The sequence below is a fragment of the Brevibacillus sp. HB1.4B genome, from assembly GCF_013284285.1.
GTDB classification, from domain to species: domain Bacteria; phylum Bacillota; class Bacilli; order Brevibacillales; family Brevibacillaceae; genus Brevibacillus; species Brevibacillus porteri.
This window is the reverse complement of the sequence record NZ_JABSUT010000009.1, coordinates 207,278-231,436: the sequence shown is the minus strand read 5'-3', so window position 1 is coordinate 231,436 and position 24,159 is coordinate 207,278. Positions and strand designations below refer to the sequence as shown.

The window sequence follows — 24,159 nt, the reverse complement described above, 5'->3', positions numbered from 1 at the left end:
ACGAATATCAGCATAAGGACGTGAACACATTGACAGAAGAGAACAAAGACCTAGAATTGGGCGATATCATTACATTGGACGATGAAAATGGTGAACCGTTGGGGGATTTCGAAGTATTGGCTATGTTCGACCTGAACGGTAAAGAATATATTGCCTTGGCTGAAGCTGTGGAAGATGAAGAAAGCGAAGAAGATGAAGAAGTGGATATCTTCGTATTCCAAGTAGACGGCGGCGAAATGGTACCATTGGAAGAGGACGAGGAGAGCACTGTTTACGCGAAGCTGAACGAAGTGCTGGAAGGCATCGAACTCATTAAAGAAGACAAGTAATCTCCGGATGAATGAAACAAGCCACTGCTGGCGTTAGAACCCAAGCAGTGGCTTTTTCTTGCGGTCGATCAGTCATTCATTTTAATAATGTTATCCTTAAGGTCTCGTACAACGAGAAGGCATGTATAGTCCGTATCTTGCAGTTCCCGAACCAATGCCGAGCACTCATCTTTGGTAAGACCTAGCTTTTCAAGACGAGTTCGGAGTTCTTTACCGCCATTGTCAAAGAAATGCGCCATGCTGTCAATGTGACCGACGGCACTTTCAAAGTGGGTACTGTATTTATAAAAATTGTTTCGTTGATTTGAGTGATTTTTATCAGGATTCCATTTCAAAACCCAGATGTCATCACTATTGTATCCAGCAGAATTTAACGCATGAACGTCAGAAGCTAGCTCAGCATCATACTTATGGAATTTGACAAACGGCTTGGTAGCACTGATCAAAAGTATTCCCCCCTTTTTGGCCTCAGGAATCGATGCCTTACTAGGATGCCCAAAGCCAAAGCGCGGATGAATGGAAATACCTGAGGCATATTTTCCTTGTTAGTAGCAGGATTTACGCTTGTGTGGGAAGAAATAGAGAAAGGGAAACAGATGTTTTGGTTTTTCGTTTTGACCAATCTTCACCATTAGTGCTACACTAATTAATGGAATATGCATATCAAGTACAGTTCGAAATGAGAAACGAGGAATACTGAGAAGAATCGGCCATCTCGCTAGGGGCGAGGTGGCTTTTTTGCCCCATTTTGCTACTGGCGTTGAATACTATGGGAACCATACGGTACAATAGCGATTAAGTGTTCGCTTTTATTAGGAAAACGTTCCTCTCATGGGGATTGAATCATCTCGGCGTTTTTCAAAAAAGGTGAATACGACGCTAGCCATCAGTAAAAAAGGCATGATCGTTTTTCTACGTGTCCGAAGAGTAGAGGGGAGAGCGCGATTGAAGGAAACAGAAACACAGCAAACATTAACGTATACGGAAGAAGATATTCAGGTCTTAGAAGGCTTGATTGCCGTTCGAAAGCGGCCTGGGATGTACATAGGCTCCACGGGCTCACGTGGCCTGCATCATCTGCTGTGGGAAATTGTAGATAACGCCAAAGACGAGGCGCTTGCTGGCGTTAACGATAGCATCATCGTCACTTTGTACAAGGATGGCAGTGTCAGTGTGGAAGACCATGGACGCGGAATTCCAACGGGTATGCACAAGACTGGCCGACCTGTACCAGAAGTTATTTTTACGACGCTCCACGCCGGTGGTAAATTCGGCGGCGGCGGATATAAAAAAAGTGGTGGCTTGCACGGGGTAGGCTCCAGTGTCGTTGTCGCCTTGTCCAAATGGCTTGAGGTCGAAATCCACCGGGAAGGCAAAATTCATAAGCAACGCTTTGAATATGTGCTGGATGCAAACGGAATTGAGCATGTCGGTAAACCGGTTACCGGTCTTGATATCACAGGGAACACCAAACGTACAGGAACAACCGTACGTTTTCTGCCGGATGACGCGGTGTTTGGGAATGCTCGCTTTGATTATGAGACGATTCGTGATCGTTTTCGTGAAACAGCATTCCTTCTGAAAAAGCTGCGCATGGTTTTGATTGACGAGCGTGGGCCTGAAAAGAAACGGGAAGAGTTTTACTTCGAAGATGGCTTGAAATCATATGTTTCTTACTTGAACGAGGGGAAAAATACGCTCCATCCGATCGTTTACTTCGAAGGGGAAAAGGACAATATCTACGTCGAGCTGGCTTTTCAGTACAATGACGGCTATGCAGAGACACTGGTGTCCTATGTCAACTCGATTGTAACAACGGACGGCGGAACTCATGTCACGGGCTTCCGCAACGGTACGACCCGGATCTTTAACGAATTTGCCCGGAAAAAAGGGTACTTGAAAGATAAAGACCCGAACTTGACTGGAAACGATTTGCGGGAAGGTTTCCTCGGTGTATTGTCATTGCAAATGGCTGACGTCCAGTTTGAGTCCCAAACAAAAGACAAGCTGGGGAACGAAGAAGCACGGGCAATCGTAGAACAGATTGTTTCCGAAAAGCTAGGCTTCTTCCTCGAGGAAAATCCGGAAATAGGCAAGCTGCTGATTGACAAGGCATTGCGTTCTGCTGAGATTCGCGAAGAGCTGCGCAAACAACGTGAAGCACTGCGCGGCGACAAGAAAGGCAAAACCGCGAAAAAGCGCAAATCGATTTCAGAAAAGTTTACTCCACCACAATACAGAGACTCCAAGCGTAATGAGCTCTTCCTCGTCGAGGGGGATTCTGCGGGTGGCTCTGCAAAACAGGCGCGTAATTCAGAGTTCCAAGCCTTGTTCAGCCTGCGCGGGAAGCCGTTGAACACGGAAAAAGCAAAGCTTTCCGAGGTATTGGCGAATGAAGAGTTCCGCACGATTCTAGAGGTGCTTGAAACGGATATTGGCGAAGAGTTTTCCATCGAAAACTGTGCATTTGACAAAGTCATTATCATGTCTGACGCGGACGTGGATGGCTCGCACATTCAAACGCTGCTGCTGACCTTCTTCTTCCGCTACATGCGCCCGATGATTGCAGCTGGTCACTTGTATATTGCCCAACCGCCTTTGTATCAGGTGAAAAAGCAGAGCAAGGGTAAGCAGACAGAGGGGATCTACTGTTGGAACGATTACGAGCTGGAACAGGCATTGAAAAAGGCTGGACGCGGTGCTGAAGTGCAGCGCTACAAAGGTTTGGGTGAGATGAACGCCGATCAGCTCTGGGAAACAACTATGGACCCTGAGACGCGCAAGCTTATCAAGGTTGAACTGGAAGACCTCGCTCACTGTGAGAAGCTGGTAACCGTTTTGATGGGTGACAAAGTCCCACCACGGCGTGAGTGGATCGAGAACCACGTCACCTTTGAAGTGGGGGAGGATGAATAAGCATGCTGTCCAATCAAATTATTAATCAGAGCTTCGCGGAGATTATGGGAAAGCGCTTCGGGGACTATGCCAACCTGGTTATTCTCTCACGCGCGATCCCGGATGCTCGCGATGGACTAAAACCGGTACAGCGCCGTATTTTGTATGCCATGTACCAAGAAGGCAACACGAACGATAAACCATACCGGAAATCAGCGAAAACGGTCGGGTACGTGATGGGTACCTATCATCCGCACGGTGACTCGGCGATTTACGAAACGATGGTACGGATGGCGCAATGGTGGAAAATGCGGCAGGTGCTTATTCAAGGTCACGGAAACTTTGGTAGCTTAGACGCAGACCCACCAGCCGCTATGCGTTATACCGAATCCAGACTGTCGGCGTTGGCCAATGAGCTTCTGCGTGATATTGAAAAGGATACGGTTACATTTATCCCGAACTACGACAACTCCGCTCAACAACCGGCAGTATTGCCTTCGCGGTTTCCTAATCTTCTCGTGAATGGTGCGGCCGGGATTGCGGTTGGTTTTGCAACGGACATCCCTACTCACAATTTGGGCGAGGTCATCGATGCGGCTGTTGCACAAATGAAGAACCCGAATATCTCGCTGGATGAGCTGATGCAGCACGTCAAAGGTCCAGATTTTCCGACAGGCGGCATTGTTCAAGGGCTGTCCGGAATTCGCAAGGCGTTTGAGACAGGCCGTGGTCAATTCATCATTCGCGGGAAGACCCATGTAGAGGAGCCAAAAGGCGGCAAAGTCAAAAAAATCGTCATTTCCGAAATCCCTTACGAAGTGGTCAAGTCGAAGCTCGTCGGCCAAATCGATGAGCTTGTGATGGAGCGCAAAATCGAGGGGGCGCTGGCGGTTCGCGATGAAACTGGTCGCAAAGAGGCTGAGCAGAAAAAAGTCCGTATCGTAGTGGATATTCGCAAGGAAGCGGATGAGCAGGCGATTCTCAACTACCTGTACAAAAATACGGATCTGCAAATCTATTACAATTACAACATGAACGTGATTCATGAGGGGACCATCCGCCAGATGGGACTCAAGGCTCTGTTGGGAGCGTACATCGACCACCAAAAAGAAGTCGTCACGAATCGCTGTCAATATGATCTGAATCGTAAGCAAAGCCGCGAGCATATCGTGGAAGGCTTGATTCGTGCCAAGTCCATTTTGCGTCAGATTGTCGATACGATTATGGATTCGGAAGACCGTGCAGATGCCAAGAAAAACATCATGGAGAAATACGACTTCACCGAAAACCAAGCAGATGCGATCTTGAACATTCAGCTCGCTTCCTTAACTCGCTTGGATATCGTCAAGCTGGAAAAAGAATTGGCTACACTGGCAAAAGAAATCGAGGAATTGAAATCGATTTTGGTAAGCGAGAAAAAGCTGATTCAAGTCATTACAGGCGAGCTGAACGAGATCAAGAAAAAATACGCAGAAGAGCGCCTGACAGAAATCCAGGGCGAGATCGAGGAAATCAAAATCGATATCGCGATGCAAATCAATGCTGAGGATTGCATCGTAACTCTCACAAACGAAGGATATATCAAGCGGACGAGCCCGCGCTCCTTCAAATCAGTGGGGGGAACGTTGGAGACATGTGGGGTAAAAGAAGGAGACCGTGTCCGCTATTTCATGGAGGCGAATACGTCTCACACTGCTCTCTTCTTTACCCAGGACGGTAAATACTTCGCCACATTGGTCAACGCCTTCCCAGACGATAAGTGGAAGGATATTGGTTCCGCCCTCGTCAACATTATCCCGTTGGAGAAGAATCAGCGGATCGTTGGCTTTACGATCGTAGAAAACTTCAAACAACCCCTATATGTATACCATGTAAGCAAAAATGGTTTGATGAAAAAGACGGCGTTGTCCGAATACGAAACGAATCGTTCGAGTGCGTTGGTAGCTGCGAAGCTGAAAGCAGACGATGACGAGTTTGTGAATGTATTTGTGGCTGACGAAGCTGGGGCGATTCTCGGTGCGACAAAAGATGGCATGGGCATTCGATTCCAGCGCAGTGAAGTCAGCGCAACGGGTAGAGCATCGAGCGGGGTAAAAGCAATCGCACTTGCTCCTGGCGACGTTGTCATCACGATGCTTCCGATTGAGGAAGTCGATTCACGTGCCTTTAGTTTGTTGACGGCTGAAGGGGTTGTAAAACGCACAGCCATTGCTGCAATCCCACTCCAGGCTCGCGCAGGCAAAGGCGTACAGTTGATTCGTAAACGAAAAAATAATCCGCATGAGCTTGTTGCGATGTTCATCGAGGAAACGGTTTATGCCTGGACGTCGCAGAACGAATGGACCCCTGTCGAGACAGAGCAAGTGATCGTCAACGAGCAAGGTGGCATCGGCCGACAACTGGTGGAGGGTGGGGTAAAAGCAGTAGCTTTTGAAACCATTTTGCCGTCAGATGAACCGAAGGATGAAGCGACTGCAAAAGGCTCCGGAGACGGAGCTGGCACAGCAGGACAACAGAAAACGCCTAATGCCCAGGCTAGCCTGTTCGATGGAAATCATCGTGAATAAAAGGAATGATGAATAGATGGCGTTTGAAGCCTTTGTTTCACCGCTAAGCTGGCAGCAGGTTTCTCTGCTCCTCGATACTGTGCAATATTTCGAAGACGCACCGAAACTGCTCTCTCTTCCACAAGACCAAGGAGCAAGTGTGCCTGTGCCGATTACGTCTGACACATTGAAGACGATGCTTGGTTGTCTGGACGAAGAGGATGCATTTAGCCGGAAAGCTTTTTCATTGAGTTGGGAAGCAGCTGAGGACGAAGGGAGTGGCTATCTCGTTGTCGAGCTCCCGAATGGAGACACCGTGAGACAGCCAGCCATTCTATCCGCTTTTTCTCCGGTTTAACAAATAAACGCTTTGGTGACGCGCTTGCATTTATGACAGGATGTGAGTCGTTTTGCCAAAGCGTTTTTTTGCATACAAAAAGATTGCCAGCGAATTGGAGTATGTGATACAGTTTGAACACGAGTTGTTGTGTAATAAAGTTAGTAACTTACTTGATTTTTATACTTACCACTGGAGGATGGAATCATGGGAAAAGTCATCGACCAAAAGGCTTTTATCGACGTCATTCGGGAGCGTCGTTCCGTACGTCATTACGATTCAACAGCAAAAATCTCGCGGGATGAACTAAAGGAAATGCTTAAGGAAGCGACCTTGGCACCTTCAAGCTCCAACCTCCAGCCATGGCGGTTTTTGATTATCGATGAACAGCCATTGAAAGAGAAGCTGCTCCCCATCGCATTTAACCAAAAGCAAGTGGTTGAGGCTGCGGCGATTATTGCAGTCCTGGCAGACTATGAGGGCTACAAGCAAGCCGGGAGCATTTACAAAAAAGCCGTCGAAGCAGGCTACATGACAGAGGAAGTAAAAGCTACACTCATCGACAACATCAACAAGCGTTATGAGAATCGGGATCGAGCCATCATCAAGGAAATTGCTTTGGTAGACGGAGGTCTCGTCTCGATGCAATTGATGCTCGTTGCCAAGGCAAGAGGGTATGACACGGTGCCAATGGGAGGCTATAACAGCGAGAAATTCAAAGAAGCTTTCCAAATCCCGGATCAATATGAAACGGTCATGTTGATTGCAGTCGGCAAAGCGGCTGAGCCTGGTCATCCGACTACTCGCCTGGATGTAGAAGAAATTACGTTCTGGAATGAGATGCCGAGTAAATAAGCATGGAGAATTGGAATAGCCTTGGCCTGATATATGATTTTGGGCCTGGGCTTTTTTCACGTTTAAAAGCTTTTGCTGGACAGACATGCTGGCAATCAGGTGAAATGGGGCGTACAATAAGGTGACATGACAGTAACGAAAGAGAAGCCGTATACGAGCGAAAGAAGGGTGTAGGATGAAAAGATTGTTGGCAATCAGCGATATTCATGGGGAATTGGACAAACTGGAATCGTTGATGGAGCAAGTTCAGTACGATCCACAAGACGATCAATTGATCCTGCTAGGTGATTATGTAGACCGTGGACCAGCGTCGAAGGGGGTCGTCGACAAGGTAAAACAGCTCCATGCAGAAGGAGCAATCGTGTTGATGGGCAACCATGATCATATGATGGTTAAATCATTCGAGCAAGACCCTGTCTTTATCGAACGATGGTTCCGAAACGGCGCACAAAAGACGTTGGCGAGCTATGGTCATGCCGCAGCAGATACGGAGTCTGGTGTACCGGAGGCCTTGGAAATCACCTCTTCAGTCAAAGAACATCTGGAATTTTTGGCTGGCTTGAACTGCTATTATGAAACCGATGATTATATTTTTGTTCACGGGGGTGTACATCCCGAGACTCCAGTTGCAGAGACTGACCCGTACCTGCTGATGTGGATACGTGATGAGTTCCATAAAGGTTACCAGGGTGAGAAGACTGTTATTTTTGGTCACACGCCAACCAGTTACTTGCACGGTAAACATGATGTGTTTTACGGAGAAAATAAAATCATCGGCATTGACGGCGGGGCTGTATACGGCGGCCGTCTCCATTGCTTGGAACTGCCTAGCCGAAAGGTTTACTCAGTAGAGTAATAAAACAAGAACGAAGGCTTTCACCTCTCTTTCCAAAGAGCGGGTGAAAGCCTTTTTGATATGCGTCAAGATAAGTTCAGAGTAAGATTGTAATGAATTTTTATTTAAATAAATTGCAAAAATTAATAATTTAAGTCTTGTATTCCAATATATGGGATAGTAAAATATTCCCAAATCACTCATATTCTTATTGTTCACCATCATATTAGCCCACGTGAATATTTGCAAATCAATGACCAATTTCCCCTGCTATACTCGCTGCAATGTGACCGTTACTCTAATCATCGCCCTTATTCCACTCCTAGAAAAGACAAAAGAACCAGCCATTTAAAAAAATGATTGATCGATACATCCATTCCTAGAAAAAGGTAAGAATCACCCATCTCACTATGACGATGGTTTCTTACTGGTTGACTCTTCAATAAAAATCAATAAATGGGATAAAAGTAAAGTGTGTATATCCGTTCGTTGCATTCCAAAGTACTGAAAGAAAAAGAATGGGCTGCCCTTTTTTCCGGGTAAGTGGCGATATGGTTCCGGGTAAAGGTTCCTAATATTCAGAATGGAATAGCTGTTTTCTTATATCTGGTTCGAGCCTAAGTGCAGCCCGGAATAGAAAGCGGGAGACAGGCGATTCGTACAACGAGTTACAGCTTGGGGAAATTCACTTCTCTTGTATGCACGTGGGGAGCAAGAGGGAGCATTTGGAGTGGTTATGCTCACCAGGCAAGTGTTAGAAACTATCAAACACGGGACAAGGGAGGAACAACGCTTTGCATATTGTTCAGACATTAGTAGAAGCGCTGGAATTGTGGAAGAACGAGGACCATAAAGGCGTTACCTTCATTTTGGGAGACCAGAATGAGGTGTTTGTTTCCTATAAAGAATTGTATGAAGAAGCCCTCGGTTATTTATTTGTCCTCCAAAAAAATGGAATCAAGCCTGGTGATGAGGTCGTTTTTCAAATTGAGGATAGTAATCTCCGAACGTTTGTCTGCCTTTTTTGGGGATGCTTACTCGGTGGAATGATTGCTGTTCCTATCTCTGTAGGGGATAACGAAGAGCATCGTCTTAAGCTGTTGAAGGTTTGGCGGACATTAATCAATCCGTATCTCATTACAACCGACAGTGTCTGGAAACGACTGGAGGATTTCTTTAGTAAACACAACTACCTGACGGAAATGGAATCGTTGAAGTCAAAGTCCTTCCTGCTTGATGAGACCGTGAAAACAGAAGAGAAGGGCACAATTTATTATCCTACTGCTGATCATGTGGCCTTTATTCAATTTTCATCGGGGTCTACAGGGGATCCAAAAGGGGTTACCCTGACGCATGAAAACCTTGTCCATAATGTGCTTGCGATTAATAACAGACTTGAAACGACTGAGTCTGACTCATTTCTAAGCTGGATGCCCTTAACTCATGACATGGGGATGATTGCGTTCCATTTATCCCCGTTGTACGCAGGAGTTCAGCATTATTTTATTCATACCTCACTGTTTATCAGGCGACCTACGCTATGGTTGAAGAAAGCAAGCGAGCACAAGGCGACAATTACTTCTTCTCCGAACTTTGGGTATAAATATGTGTTGTCTAGGTTTAAACCAGAAGTGGCAGAAGAGTGGGATTTGTCAACCCTCCGCGCGATTCTAAATGGTGCAGAACCCATCGCTTCAGAATTAATTTATCACTTTTTGGATCAGATGAGCCCTTATGGATTGAAGAAAACAAGCATGCTCCCATGCTATGGATTGGCTGAAGCCTCTGTGGGAGTATCGATACCTGATCAAAACTTGCATTTTACAACGATTTCTCTGGATCGTAGGTTTATCCAGATGGGAAAGCCAATCAAGATGACGGATCAAACAAATCCTGAAGCGCTCACCCTAGTAGAAGTCGGTTACCCCATTGATTTTTGCGAGGTAAGAATATGTGATGACGAGGATCGGGAGCTGCCAAGCGATACGGTTGGCCATATCCATATTAGAGGGAAGAATGTAACCGCTGGATACTACAACAACCCTGTTGCCACCGCAAATGTAATGACGGCTGATGGATGGCTTAGAACAGGGGATCTGGGTTTTATGCGAAACGAACGTCTTGTCATTACGGGGCGTGAAAAAGACATCATCTTCGTGAATGGTCAAAACGTTTATCCGCATGATATTGAGCGGATAGCTGAGGAAGTTGAAGGAGTCGAGCTTGGGAAGGTCGTTGCTTGCGGGGTATTTAACGAGGAGAGCAAAGAAGAAGACATTCTCGTGTTTATCCTTCATCGGAAAAGTGTAGAAGACTTCATTGCGCTTTCTAAGAAAGTGAAAATGCATTTGAACGAGCGAACAGGGTGGAGAATAAGCGAGGTCTTGCCGATTCAGCGCATCCCCAAAACCACGAGTGGAAAAGTCGAACGATATAGAGTGGCCAGGGAGTATCAGTCTGGAGCATTCCGCGATGTTACCGAGGAGATGCAACGCCGAATCACCGAAGAGGTAAAAGAGGAGAGAACCGATCAATCACCGCAGTTACGTGAAGAATTAGAAAAACAATTGCTTACGATTTGCCGCGAGGTGCTTCAATCAGACAAATTGGGACCAAACGACAGTTATTTTGACGTAGGCGTGTCCTCTATGCAGTTGACCCAGTTAGCAGGGCGGATAGAAGAAGAGATGGGGATCACATTGGCGGTTACCGATTTGTTTGCCTATCCGACGATCTCCAAGCTTTCTCGCAGTCTCTTCCACGACGATCAAGCGACCGATCGCATAAAAGAGACAGATACGAGCCAACAGAAACAAAAGGATATCGCGATTATTGGTATTTCTTGTAAGTTCCCGCAGGCTCAGGATGTGGATCAATTTTGGCAAAACATCCGGGGAGGAAAGGATTGTATTCATGAGCTTCATGGTCAGAGACGAAAGGACACAGAACAATATGTATCGCTGGTCAGAAGCGAGCAGGGCAATCCAAGCCTTGTGGAGGGTGGTTATTTAGAGGAGATTGATAAGTTTGACTATTCATTCTTCTCGATCACCCCAAAAGAAGCAAAGCTAATGGACCCCAACCAAAGGCTGTTCCTTGAAAATGCTTGGAATACGCTAGAGGATGCAGGCTATGGCGGACACAAGCTTTCAGGGGAAAAAGTAGGGGTGTATGTCGGATTCTCCAAGTTGGGATACGATTACGAACGCCTTTTGTCAGTGTTAAGTCCCAAGGATTTGCCCTCTTATGCAGTAGGCAACCTTCCTTCCATTATTGCAAGCCGCATCTCGCACTTGCTTGATTTGCGTGGCCCTGCTGTCACAGTGGATACAGCCTGCTCTTCTTCCTTGGTTGCGGTTCATATGGCGTGCAAGGCTATCCAAAACGGAGATTGTGAGATGGCATTGGCAGGTGGAGTCAAAACTATCCTGCTGGCGCTGAAGGCTGGAATCGGAATGGAATCCTCTGACAACCGTTCAAGGGCGTTTGACGATCAATCTGATGGAACGGGTTGGGGAGAAGGCGTAGCTACTGTTCTGTTAAAACCTTTGGAAAAAGCCATCGAGGACGGGGATCACATCTATGCAGTGATTAAGGGAAGCGCTGTGAATCAAGACGGCGTTACAGTCGGGATTACCGCACCGAACTCACAGGCCCAGGCAGAATTGATCGTAGACGCTTGGGAGGATGCGCAAGTCGACCCTGAAACGATTAGCTATATAGAGGCGCATGGAACGGGTACAAAACTAGGGGACCCCGTTGAGCTGGATGGAATTCAGAGAGCATTCCGACAATATACACAGAAAAAACAGTTTTGTGGAATAGGCACTGTCAAAGCGAATATTGGACATTTATATGAAGCAGCGGGAATCGCTGGATTGATTAAGGCTGCTTTGCAGTTAAAGCACAAAGAACTGCCGGCCCTCGTCCATTTCCAGAAGCCGAATCGGAATTTCGCATTTGAAAAGTCGCCAGTCTATGTACAAAACAGACTGGAAAAATGGGAAACAGATGGACATCCGAGGAGATGCGGGGTTAGCTCGTTTGGGTTTAGCGGGACCAATAGCCACGTTATTTTGGAAGAGTATGTGCCAGTTAATGAAACGGAGATGACAGTCTCAGACGAGGTGCAAGTATTTACCTTGTCGACCAAATCCGAGTCAGCCCTTCAACGTCTGATTCAAAAGTACCGGGAGTTTCTTTCTTCCAGCGGACCGCTTTCGCTGTCTGATTTGTGCTATACGGCAAATACCGGGAGAGAAACGCTTCCCTATCGGATTGCACTCATTTTGCATAGTCGCAGCGATTTCGAACAAAAGCTCGACCGATTGGCGGTCCGGCTTGAAAATGATCGAGATGTTTTCGTCTACTCACCTGGTAAAAAGCGCGTTCCAGAAGAAACCGTTCATCTGTTGAGTCAATCCGCTCGGGATGTGCAAGAAAAGTACCACAAGGCGAGTACAGAGATGAAGTATTCGTATGCCACGACATTATGCGATTTGTATGTACAGGGAGCTACGGTTGACTGGGATGAGTTCTACAGAGATGGCAAAAAGAGAAGAAAAATGCCACTGCCGGTCTATCCTTTCGATCAGCATCGCTCTTGGATTACAGATGATGTAATCAGCATCATTCCAGAACAGACGAATACTATTAGCGGAAATAGAGGTGCTACTGTGTCAGAGATAGGAACTGCGCCAATCGCAAAAGTTCTGAAAGAGTTGGTTCATCATGCTTCTGGTTTTGCTGTAGATGAAATTGATCCATCCCTTCATTTTCTGGAGCTAGGCTTGGATTCTATTATGCTCGTACAAATCAATCGTGAAATTCAAGAAAAGTTTGGAGTGGTCATTCCGGCCCAAGAGTTGTTTGAAACCATTACCAGTGTGGACAAGCTAGCGGCCCACATCGCTCTGGAGCTATCCAGTAGCCCCGCTGTGGCTTCTGCCAAACAAATGGAATGGATGGCAATCGAGCAACCGAAAGCAAACGTAGTTGTGGAACAGAATGACGTTCACCATATTCAACAATCAGAGCCGATTGAACAAACCATGAAAATGCCAGTCTCGAGAAGCACAGGGGCGGTTGAAACCATTATCGAAAAGCAGATTTCGCTCTTGTCTGAACACCAAAATCAAATGGCTACGCTGTTACAAAAGCAATTGGAGCTGTTGAATCAAGAACAAAGCTTTGTACCAAAGCAACAAGTTGAATCTGTGCCTGTAGCTCCCGAGAGTAAGAAACCCGAAGGTAAACCACCCGTCAAGGTGAATGAAGAGGAACGCCAGAAGCCATTTATACCGTATCAGCCACTGATGATCGGTGAACGAGGCAATTTTACACCGACACAAAGAGAGTATTTGAACGCATTCATTCAAAGCTATACGGAAAAGACAAAGCACTCCAAGAAGTATACGCAAGAGCACCGATTTGTTCATGCCAACAATCGCAATGTGTCTGGATTCCGTTCGTATTGGAAGGAAATGGTCTATCCGATCATTACACAAGCATCAGCTGGTTCAAAAATGTGGGATCTGGATGGGAATGAATATGTTGATCTGACGATGGGTTTCGGTGTAAACCTGCTCGGTCATAATCCCGCATTTATCATGAAAAAGCTGGAGGAACAGATTCAATCTGATCTGCCTCCGCTGGGTCCAATGTCGGATGTAGCTGGAAGGGTAGCAGAATTAATTAGCGAGCTATCCGGAGTAGAGCGTGTCGCTTTTTACAATTCGGGAACAGAGGCAGTAATGGTTGCACTGCGCTTGGCTAGAGCTGTTACAGGCCGTTCGAAAATCGCATTATTTTCCGGCTCCTATCACGGTACATTTGACGGCGTTCTGACTGTTGCTGATCCTGAGTCCCAGGACGGGAAGGCCATACCGATGGCACCAGGTATTACCCAGCATACGGTGGATGACGTCCTAGTCTTAAACTACAACCACCCAAAATCAATCGAGCTGATCAAAAAACATGCACATGAACTGGCAGCAGTATTAGTCGAGCCTGTTCAAAGCCGCCGTCCAGATCTGCAGCCAGTGGAATTCTTGAAGGAAGTCAGAGAGATTACAAGCCAATCAGGCACTGCCCTTATTTTTGACGAAATCATTACAGGATTCCGCATACATCTTGGTGGAGCACAGGCGTGGTACGGAATAGAAGCAGACCTCGTTACGTATGGAAAAGTTCCGGGTGGTGGCATGCCGATCGGTGTTGTAGCCGGTAAAGCTGCGTTCATGGATGCAGTAGACGGAGGAATCTGGAATTTTGGGGATCATTCTTACCCGGTAAATGCCGAGAAAAAGACGTTTGTGGGCGGAACGTTTTGCACGCATCCACTGACGATGCACGCTGCGATCGCTACTCTGGAATATTTGAAGGAACAGGGGCCGAAGCTTCAGGAAGAATTGACTCAAAAGACCCTCTACTTGGTAGAAACACTTAACGCGTATTTTAAGAACGAACAGATCCCAATCCAGATGATTAATTGCGGCTCCTTGTTCCGCTTCGTATCGTTTACCGATATAGAATTGTTCTTCTATCATCTGATTAGCAAGGGCATTTATATATGGGAGGGCAGAAATTGCTTCCTTTCCACAGCCCATTCCGATGAGGATATTGAAAGACTGATCCATGCGGTGAAGGAAAGTATTGATGATCTAAGGCGAGGAGGTTTTTTGCCGGAGCCACCCCCAACTTCTCCGAGTGGTGGACGGAAACAAAATCAAGTCGTCGAAATGACAAACGTTACGAGACGTGATGGACAAATGCCAGAGGCAACGCCTGTGGAAAGTGTGGGGGAACAACTGAAGCTTCCTCTTAGCCCTGAACAGAAACAAATGTGGTTTGCAGTCAAATATCGCGTGGAAGCATCCGCCGCTTTTAACGAGACCATCTCCCTTCAGGTGGAGGGTGAGCTTGATATCCCTGTGTTTGAGCGGGCAGTCCAAACCATGGTGGATCGTCACGAAGCATTGCGGACCATCATTGATTCAAACGGGGAGTACCAGGTGGTACTGCCCAATAGGGACATACGTGTTCGATTCGTGGATTTGAGCAACCTTTCATCCGAGGAACAGGAAGAAAAAAGGAATCAGCTATTGGATGAACAAACAGGCACGCCATTTGACCTGTCTTCTGAGGACCCCCTGTATCGGGTAAGTGTCATCAAGCTGGCTACCGCCAAATTCCTGACTTCCTACACCTTCCATCACATGATTGCGGATGGGTGGTCCATGGCTGTTTTTATAAAAGAGCTGGATGATATTTACTCGGCCCTTACACAGAAACGACCAATATCGCTCGAGCCGTCTACACCGTTTTCTACGTACCGAAATTGGCAAGAAGATCAGATGCAGAATCCAGCGTTTCAGGACGCGCTCACGTACTGGAACGAAAAATTTGCAGAGCCAATCCCCAAGCTCGTTTTTCCTTTAGAGCAACGAGAAGTGGGAAAACCAACTTTTACAGGCGAGCGAATTACCTTCAAGATCGACAGTAACATCACAAGGAAGGCAAGAAAAAGAAGCATTCAAAACAAGAACAGTCTGTTTATTACCTTACTGGCTTCTTTTAACCTCTTCCTACATCGCATTCTTGGGAATAGAAAAATGGTTGTTGCGATTCCTACTGCGGGTCAATCCCATATCGGCAAAATGTCCTTGATCGGAAACTGCGTCAATCTGTTGCCGGTTTGCACGGAGATTGACGGCAATGATACGGCAGCGGATTATTTGTCCCGGGTGAAACAAGCGGTTGCGGAGATGGAAAAGCATCAAGCTTACTCCTTTGCAGCATTAGCTGAGAATTTGCCGCATCAGAACTTGCCAGAGCTTTCTGTGTTGTTCAATATGGATCGACCGCTTCACAACCTGACTTTCGCTCAAATGAAGGCTACGCTGTTGCCCAATCGGATCATTTACAGCAAGTACGATCTTTTTGTCAACGTGACAGAAGTGGGCGGAGAGCTTGTGGTTGATGTGGATGCACGAAGCGGGGTAGTAACCACAGAGATTCTTCGCAAGTGGGGCGTCTACTTTGCCAATCTTTTGCATCGTATTGCAGAAGACGATCAGGAAAAAATTCGTGCACTGTCACTTTTACAGCCCAATGAGATGGAAAGAATGATACGCGAATCCAGTGGCAACCTGGGCAAATATGCAGCGGAATGGACAGAACTTTTGCAGGATGTGCCAGATGATCGAGTAGGACGAGCTTCCCTCTATGTCCTGGATCAATATCAGCAATTGGCCCCTGTGGGTGCGGTCGGACAGGTGTATCTGGCTGATGGGGGATTCGAGCATGCTGACCCGTCTCATTGGCAGCGAACAATGAAAACGGCTGTTCCCCTAGGAAATGGAGAAATCCAAATCATCCATTTATCCGATCGTCTTGCAGGGCAAAGAAGTACGAGAGACAGAGAAGTAGAGCAGGCTGGTACGGCGACCGAAGAGACCATCAGGGTCATTTGGCAAGAAATCTTGGGAAGCTCCCCGATGTATCTGGATGATAATTTTTTTGAACAAGGCGGGAACTCCTTACAAGCGACTGTCATGCTCAGCAGAATCTACAAGGAATGCCATGTGCAAATTCCTTTGCATCAAATTTTTCAATCGCAGACGATACGTGATTTAGCCAAATATGTAGACTCTTCAAAGCATCAAGCTTTTACTCCCATTCGCTCATGCGAGTTGCAGCCATACTATAAGTCTTCTTCCGCACAAAAAAGAATGTACATCCTCCAAGGTCTGGATGGAGGAACCGCCTATAACCTATCCGGTTACTTACAATTGGATGGGGAGCTGGAACTTGATCGTCTGATTCACTCTTTGCAACAGGTTGTACAAAGGCACGAGTCTTTCCGAACCAACTTTGTCATCAGAGATAATGAAGTCGTGCAAATTTTACATGACGATTTGTCATTGGATATTGAGGTCGAGCAATTGTCCGAAGTGGATGTAAATGAGGCGATTCGCACCTTTATCCAGCCATTTGATCTCAGCAAAGCACCGCTTATTCGGGCGAAAATCTTCCAAGTGTCAGCCAAACGCTTTATTGTGGCTGTGGACATGCATCACATTATTTCGGACGGCTATTCGGTCTCTCTGTTTATCCGTGAGCTGCTCCATACGTATAGAGGAGAATCACTGCCTGAACTCGGCGTGACGTATAAAGATTTCGTGGCATGGGAGCAAGAGAGGGAGCATTCAGAACAGCTCTTGGCTCAAAAGGAGTACTGGCTTACGCAATTTAGCCAAGGAGAGCTCCCCGTACTGAAGCTTCCCATTGATTACCAAAGACCGCCGGTTCAATCCTTTGAAGGTGACCGCTTGACAATGGAGATCGATGAGGAAGTCAGGAAGCAGTTGCTCCAATTGGCTAGGGAAACGGACACGACCTTGTATATGGTACTGCTTGCTGCTTACAATGTACTTCTTTATCGATACACGGGGCAGGAGGAGCTGATTGTCGGTTCTGCTGTGGCGGGAAGACAACACCCTGATTTGGAACGAATGATGGGCATGTTTGTAAATACGTTGGCCATCCGAAACTATCCAACAGGAAGCAAGACCTTTACGGATTTCCTGAAAGAAGTGAAAAATCAAGCCATACGTGCCTTTGAAAACCAGGAGTACCCGTTTGAAAAACTGGTTGATGCTCTGCAACTAAACAAAGATTTGAGCCGCAATCCGCTATTTGATACCATGTTTGATTACCATTATGAATCCTTTGACGACGTGGCCTCAGATGATTTCAAAGTCACGACGTATGAATATCCAAAAGGTGTGTCCCTCTTTGATCTCAGTCTTGATGTCCATGACGATGGGACAACGCTCACTTGCCAATTTGATTACAGCACTCATCTGTTTAAACGCGATATGGTTGAGCGAATGGCCAATCACTTTGCCAAGATTCTTCATTCCATTCTGCAATCGAATGAGAGTTGTCTAGCTGATTTGGAATACTTGTCCAGCGAAGACGTCAAGCAGGTTGTTGCCGACTTTAATCAAGCGAGAACGCAAATTTCCGCTCCTCTCTATCCAACGTTCTATGAATGGTTTGAGGCAGAAGCAATACGCCATGCAGAGCAAGTCGCTGTTTCTTACGGGGAAGAGCAGATCAGCTATCAGGAACTCAATGCGGAAGCAAACCGCTTGGCACGGACTCTGCGTGATCAGGGTGTAAAGCCAAACAGCTCCGTTGCGATTTTGGCAGAACGCTCGATTAACATGGTCGTCGCTGTTCTGGCAGTCATGAAGGCGGGTGGTGCCTATGTTCCGATTGATCCTCAATATCCGAAGGACCGCATTTCATTCATGCTGGAAGACAGTCAGGCAAAGGTCATGCTGGTCAATCAAAATGGACAGAGCGGAATAGACTTCAGCGGCGCCATAATCGATCTGGACGCAAAGGCCAGTTACAGAGAGGATTCGTCCAATCTCGACGCCATCTCCGGACCGAGCGATCTCGCTTATATCATTTATACATCCGGCACGACTGGCAAACCCAAAGGGGTTATGATCGAGCATCGCAATCTGGTCAGTGTAGCGAATACATGGCGCTATGAGTACGAACTTGAACAGATGAATGTGAATCTCTTGCAGATGGCGAGTTTCTCTTTTGACGTGTTTGCGGGGGATTTGTGCAGGGCCCTGCTGAATGGTGGACATTTGGTGATTTGTCCCAGTGATGTAAGGATTGATCTTCCGGTTCTTTATCAGTGGTTGACCCGGTATGAAATTTCCTTGTTTGAATCGACACCTGCTCTTGTTCTTCCTTTTATGGAGTACATTTATCAAAATGGATTGCCGCTCACTCATCTGAAACTGCTGATTCTTGGTTCGGATACATGCCAAAGCGAAGCGTTTGTCCGCTTGGTCGAGCGTTTCGGGCAGATCAAAATCATCAATAGCTATGGAGTCACGGAGGCTGCTATTGATTCCAGCTACTTCGAAATGGCTGGCGATACCGAAATGACAACCGGAAATGTTCCGATCGGAAAACCGCTGCAAAACACAGAATTTTATGTGTTGGATTCCCAATGGCGGCCACAGCCGGTGGGCGTGTACGGAGAACTATATATCGGGGGAGCAGGTGTTGCGCGGGGGTATCTGAACCGAGAGGAATTAACCCGTGAGCGCTTCATCCAAAATCCTTTCCGTCCTGGTGAGACCATGTATAAAACCGGCGATATTGTGCGCTGGATGGCAGATGGAAATATGGAGTTTGTTGGTCGTTCGGACTACCAATTGAAGATTCGTGGATATCGTGTGGAGCTGGGCGAAGTCGAAAATCAGCTGCTACGGCACGAAAAGGTTCGTAATGCCATTGTGCTCCCGAAGACAAAGGGAGATGAATCCGTTGTATTGTGCGCATATTACACGACGGATGAGGGAGTAAGTGCGTCCGAAATCAAGGGCTTTTTAGCCGATTCCCTGCCTGAGTTCATGGTGCCAACCTTTATCATCCAATTGGAAGAGTTGCCTGTGACGCCAAACGGCAAAATCGATCGTAATGCTTTGCCTGAACCCGATCTTTCTAAGCTAATATCCGAGGAATACGTAGAGCCAGCGACAGAAAATGAAAGAAAACTTGCAGGAATATGGCAAGAGGTCTTGGGTATCGAACGAGTCGGCGCTTTGGATCGATTCTTTGAAATCGGTGGACATTCGCTGCATGCCGCCATTCTTGTTGCCAAAGTGAACAAGGAGTGGCAGGTAGAAATTCCGCTGCGAGCCGTTTTCCAAAATCCTACTGTCAGAAGTTTTGCCCACGTCATTTCTGAATCGACACTGACCGAAAAGCCTTTGATTCAGTTGGTTGGAAAACAAGAGAATTATGAGCTCTCTCCTTCGCAAAAAAGGATTTTCACGGTTCAATCACTCGATGAAACGAGTGTTGCCTATAACATGGCAGGCGCTCTGATTCTTTCCGGGCAGCTGGATTCTGCGGCATTGGAAAACGCATTCCAGTCCCTCATTCAAAGGCATGAGGCGTTCCGTACGTCCTTCGACTACGTAAATGGTGAGCCGAAACAATTTGTCCATGACTCTGTCCGTTTTGCTATCGATCATGCTCGCGCAGAGGACAGTCCTGAGAGTATAGAAAATCTCATTCGGACGTTCATTCAACCATTCGAACTGAGCTTGGCTCCATTATTGCGCGTCAAGCTGGTAAAACTGGTGGAGGACAAGCATTTGCTCCTGATTGACATGCACCACATCATAGCAGATGGAACATCGGTGAGCATTGTGATTGATGAGTTGAATCAACTGTATAACGGACAAAATCCAAAACCATTCACCGTTCAGTACAAGGATTATTCGGCTTGGTTGAAACAGCTCAAGGCAACGGGGCAGTCCCATAAGCAGGAGAAGTTCTGGGTAGATGAATTCAGCGGGGAGCTACCTGTTATGAATCTACCTACGGACTATCAGCGACCGCAGTTTCAAAGCTTTGAAGGGGGTACGGTCGAAAGCGAGATAGAGGCAGATGTATCTCGTAGCTTGCATGACTTGGCGAAGGAAGCGAATGTCACAGTCTTTTCGATTCTATTGGCGGCGTACAACGTTTTGCTGTCCAAATATACCGGGCAAGAGGACATTGTCGTAGGGACTCCAGTGGCAGGACGTAACCACACCGATGTTCAAAATGTAGTGGGGATGTTTGTAAATACGCTTGCACTGCGAAATCATCCAGCAGGCAGCAAAACGTTCCGCGAGTTTGTCCAAGAGCTAAGTGAGAAGGCACTTCTGGCGTTTGAACATCAGGATTATCCATTGGAAGACCTAGTAGAGAAGCTTCAAGTTCGACGTGACCCAAGCAGGAATCCGTTGTTTGACACCATGTTCTCCTATGACAATGTGGCAGATACGGCATTTGACTGGAACAGGGTAGAGGTCAGCCTTTATCCATTCCAAACGAAAATATCCAAGCTAGACATCGTCATGAATGTCGAGACGAGAAATGAAAGCTTTTTTGTGGAGTGCGAATATAGCACCAGTTTATTTAAGCCTGAGACGATGGAGCGTTTTATCAGCCATTTTACCAACGTACTGCGGCAGGTAGCTGCTAACATGGATATTCTTGTGGGCGAGATTGACCTCATGTCTCCAGAAGAAATGCAGTTTATGGAGAAGCTCAGTAATGATACGAAGCGAGATTATCCTGTGGTACAACCGATCCATGTTGCCATCGAGGAATCAGCCAGACTTTATCCGAATCGCATTGCCGTTTCCTATCAAGGCTCGACAATCACGTACCAACAATTGAACGAGAAAGCCAATGCAGTCGCTTCGGATCTGTTGAACCGCGGTATAGGAAAAGGCAAGTATGTATCTGTGCTGATGGAAAGAAGTCTGGAATTGGTCGTATCGTTAGTAGGTGTAATGAAGACGGGAGCAGCGTTTTCACCATTGGACATTCAGTGGCCTGTCGATCGACTCCAGTCTGTTATTGCCGAGCTGGGTAGCGAGTTCGTATTCGTAGAATCTGACCATTCCTTTACGGAGACGGATTTGGGAGCGAATTTGGTTGCGATTGATCTGGGGCACCTGACAACCGAAACCGAAAATCCTAATTTGTCCGTATCGCCGGAAGACCCCATCTATGTCATTTTTACTTCTGGTTCAACAGGCAAACCAAAAGGAGTCGTCGTACCGCATAGAGGGATCGTCAACCGCTTTCTCTGGATGGATGACTACTTTGGACAAGACGCAGCGCAATCTGTCCTTCAGACCACCAACCATGTATACGACAGTGCCATTTGGCAATTCTTCTGGCCGCTGACGAATGGCGGAAAAACGGTCTTGCCTACTACGGGGATGACAGTCTCGGCTGATTACATGGCTGGAATCATTGAAGACGAACAAATTACCTTAACTGATTTCGTCCCATCTGTCTTTAATGTGATCGTCAATCAGTTAGCTGAAAATCTCGAGCTGCAGGGCAAATTACAATCGCTCAAAAAGATCATTATCGGCGGCGAGGAAATCGTTCCGTCCACAGTTTCCAAATTCCTGAAAATATTCCAGTATGTATCACCTACGAACTTGTATGGCCCGACAGAAGCAAGTATCGGATGCATTGCCTATCAAATTACGGGAGAGGAAGATCGCATTCCGATTGGAAAACCGATATTCAACACGAAAATCCTTCTTCTCGATGCGTACGGAAAGCGAGTGCCGATAGGTGTCCCTGGCGAAATCTACATCTCTGGCATGCCGCTTGGACTAGGTTATTTGCATAATGAGCAGCAAACGAAGCAAAGTTTTGTCGATAATCCATACGCGGAACCGGGCTATGAAAAAATGTATAAGACAGGGGATTTGGCTGTCTACTTACCGGATGGAAACATTCACTTCCTGGGCAGAAGGGATTTCCAGATCAAAATTAGGGGATATCGAATCGAGCCAGGGGAAATTGAAAGCAAGTTGCTTTCGCTAGAACAGGTAAAAGAAGCAATCGTGATCGCCAGAGAAGAAGAAAATGGAAGCAAGTACTTATGCGCGTATATTGTGACAGAGCATGAGCTTGCCGCTGACGAGTGGAGAGACCTGCTCGCGAAAGATTTGCCCGATTACATGATTCCTTCTTTCTTCGTTCGACTAGACGCGATGCCGATTACCGCTGTTGGAAAAGTGGATCGGAAAAAACTCCCCATTCCTGATCGCTCTCTCTTGGTGGAGGAACACATCGTCGAGCCGTCCGATGAACAGGAACAAATCATGGTCACCATCTGGAAGGATGTGCTGGGGCTTGCGCAAGTAAGTGTGACACACAACTTCTTTGAGCTTGGGGGAGACTCTATTAAAGCTCTTCAGATGATAGCGAGATTGAGGAGTCATGGGTATGAGCTTCGCTTGAAAGACTTGTTCCAAAACCCGCGCATTCGCAGTGCAGCAAGATATCTCCAGACGCTGACCAGACAGATTGAGCAAGGGCCTGTAAGGGGAGCAGTAACATTGACACCGATCCAGATGAACTTCTTTGAACAAAACCATCAGAACCCGCATCATTACAATCAATCTGTCATGTTGTTCAGTGAAGCTGGCTTTGATCCAGAGCTGGTTCAACAAGCATTTATGAAGCTGATTGAGCATCATGATGCTTTGCGAATGAAATTCCAAATGAAAGAGTCGGACATTGTACAGGAACATCGGGAACTAGACGAGTGCCAAGTCTCCATTATGATCAGAGAGTTCCCGGCTCAAAGCGTAGTGGAAATGGAGCAAGCAGCGCAACTCATACAGGAAGGGATCGATTTGACGGATACTGCGTTGGTGAATCTTGGCCTTTTCCGAACATATGCAGGAGATCACCTGTTAATCGTGATTCATCATCTCGTAGTTGATGGTGTCTCATGGCGGATTCTTCTAGAAGATTTCCATACGGTGTATGACTCCTTGCTACAGAAAGAAGAGCCTACTTTGCCTATGAAAACCGATTCCTATCAAACATGGTCAGAAGAATTGCAAAAATATGCGCAAGGAAGCGAGATTCAACAGGAAATCGCATATTGGAAGCAGGTTGAGGGAATGCCATTCTCTCCTCTGGCAAAGGCGGAAACGATTGGGGCACCGCTTATGCGAGATACAACAGATGTCACCATCGAGCTTGATGAAGCCTACACAGAAAAGCTACTGAAGCAGAGCCACCAGGCTTATAACACGGAAGTAAATGATTTGTTGCTTACGGCGTTAGGTTTGGCGGTAAATGAGTGGGCGTCGATAGATCATGTGCTCGTCAATCTGGAGGGACATGGTAGAGAAGAGATCGTGAAGGACATCGATGTTTCACGCACCGTCGGATGGTTTACAGCCCAGTATCCATTCGTACTGGATATGAGCCGATCGGAATCCGTTGGCTACCAGATCAAAATGGTGAAAGACAGCCTGCGACGTGTTCCGAACAAAGGGGTTGGATACAGTATTTTGCAGTATCTGACTGCGAGACAAACCGAAGTTCCGTTAACGTTCCAGGTAAAGCCCGAGATCAGTTTTAACTATTTGGGACAGTTCGATACAGACTTGGAATCTGGCAGCATAACGACTTCCTCTCTTTCACCGGGCCGAGAAATCAGTCCGTCCGCCATTCGATCCTTTGCGCTTGATGTGAATGGAATGGTGGTGAATCGCAAGCTGACACTTACATTTACGTATCATCGTGAAGAGTTTGAAGAAGGAACCATTCAGCGCCTCGTGGATGCCTACCGAGAAAAGATCGTAGAAATCATTACGCACTGCTTATCGAAAGAGTCAGTAGAGCAAAGCCCAACAGATTTCACATACGATGAGCTGTCCATTGAGGAATTAGATCATCTTTCCCAATTGCTGGGTGAAAAAATTCAATGATAGATGG

Annotated in this window: 8 protein-coding genes; 7 read left to right on the top strand and 1 reads right to left on the bottom strand. The window is 46.7% G+C overall.

Going from position 1 to position 24,159, the window contains the following annotated elements:
* Positions 1 to 29 precede the first annotated feature (29 nt).
* Entirely contained in the window at positions 30 to 329 is a 300-nt protein-coding gene (locus HP398_RS21655; RefSeq protein ID WP_007718819.1) for a DUF1292 domain-containing protein, read from the top strand.
* A gap of 68 nt (positions 330 to 397) precedes the next feature.
* On the opposite strand, the gene HP398_RS21650 is transcribed toward HP398_RS21655, so the two are convergent.
* Complete coding sequence (locus HP398_RS21650) at positions 398 to 775, bottom strand: YflT domain-containing protein (protein WP_016743484.1); 378 nt, start codon at positions 773 to 775, stop codon at positions 398 to 400.
* A 454-nt stretch (positions 776 to 1,229) separates the two neighbouring features.
* Between HP398_RS21650 and HP398_RS21645 the strand changes: the two genes are divergently transcribed.
* The 6 genes from HP398_RS21645 to HP398_RS21620 all read left to right on the top strand — a co-directional run bounded on the left by HP398_RS21645 (position 1,230) and on the right by HP398_RS21620 (position 24,152).
* On the top strand, positions 1,230 to 3,245 hold the full coding sequence (locus tag HP398_RS21645) for a DNA gyrase/topoisomerase IV subunit B (protein ID WP_371736772.1): 2,016 nt from the start codon (positions 1,230 to 1,232) through the stop codon (positions 3,243 to 3,245).
* Positions 3,246 to 3,247: 2 nt separating this feature from the next.
* Complete coding sequence (gene parC / locus HP398_RS21640; protein ID WP_173623604.1) at positions 3,248 to 5,791, top strand: DNA topoisomerase IV subunit A; 2,544 nt, start codon at positions 3,248 to 3,250, stop codon at positions 5,789 to 5,791.
* 16 nt (positions 5,792 to 5,807) lie between these two features.
* Complete coding sequence (locus HP398_RS21635) at positions 5,808 to 6,128, top strand: hypothetical protein (protein ID WP_017249133.1); 321 nt, start codon at positions 5,808 to 5,810, stop codon at positions 6,126 to 6,128.
* A 186-nt stretch (positions 6,129 to 6,314) separates the two neighbouring features.
* On the top strand, positions 6,315 to 6,962 hold the full coding sequence (locus tag HP398_RS21630; RefSeq protein WP_017249132.1) for a nitroreductase family protein: 648 nt from the start codon (positions 6,315 to 6,317) through the stop codon (positions 6,960 to 6,962).
* 175 nt (positions 6,963 to 7,137) lie between these two features.
* Positions 7,138 to 7,818 (top strand): metallophosphoesterase family protein, encoded by a 681-nt coding sequence (locus tag HP398_RS21625; protein ID WP_017249131.1) that lies wholly within the window; start codon positions 7,138 to 7,140, stop codon positions 7,816 to 7,818.
* A 773-nt stretch (positions 7,819 to 8,591) separates the two neighbouring features.
* Positions 8,592 to 24,152 carry a hybrid non-ribosomal peptide synthetase/type I polyketide synthase gene (locus HP398_RS21620; RefSeq protein ID WP_173623603.1) on the top strand — a complete coding sequence of 5,187 codons (15,561 nt, stop codon included), beginning with the start codon at positions 8,592 to 8,594 and terminating at the stop codon, positions 24,150 to 24,152.
* Positions 24,153 to 24,159 lie beyond the last annotated feature (7 nt).

Excerpts from the sequence above, each read along its gene's own strand:
- HP398_RS21645 (WP_371736772.1), top strand. The coding sequence starts at position 1,230 with ATGATCGTTTTTCTACGTGTCCGAAGAGTAGAGGGGAGAGCGCGATTG.
- HP398_RS21625 (WP_017249131.1), top strand. The coding sequence starts at position 7,138 with ATGAAAAGATTGTTGGCAATCAGCGATATTCATGGGGAATTGGACAAA.
- parC (WP_173623604.1), top strand. The coding sequence starts at position 3,248 with ATGCTGTCCAATCAAATTATTAATCAGAGCTTCGCGGAGATTATGGGA.
- HP398_RS21635 (WP_017249133.1), top strand. The coding sequence starts at position 5,808 with ATGGCGTTTGAAGCCTTTGTTTCACCGCTAAGCTGGCAGCAGGTTTCT.
- HP398_RS21630 (WP_017249132.1), top strand. The coding sequence starts at position 6,315 with ATGGGAAAAGTCATCGACCAAAAGGCTTTTATCGACGTCATTCGGGAG.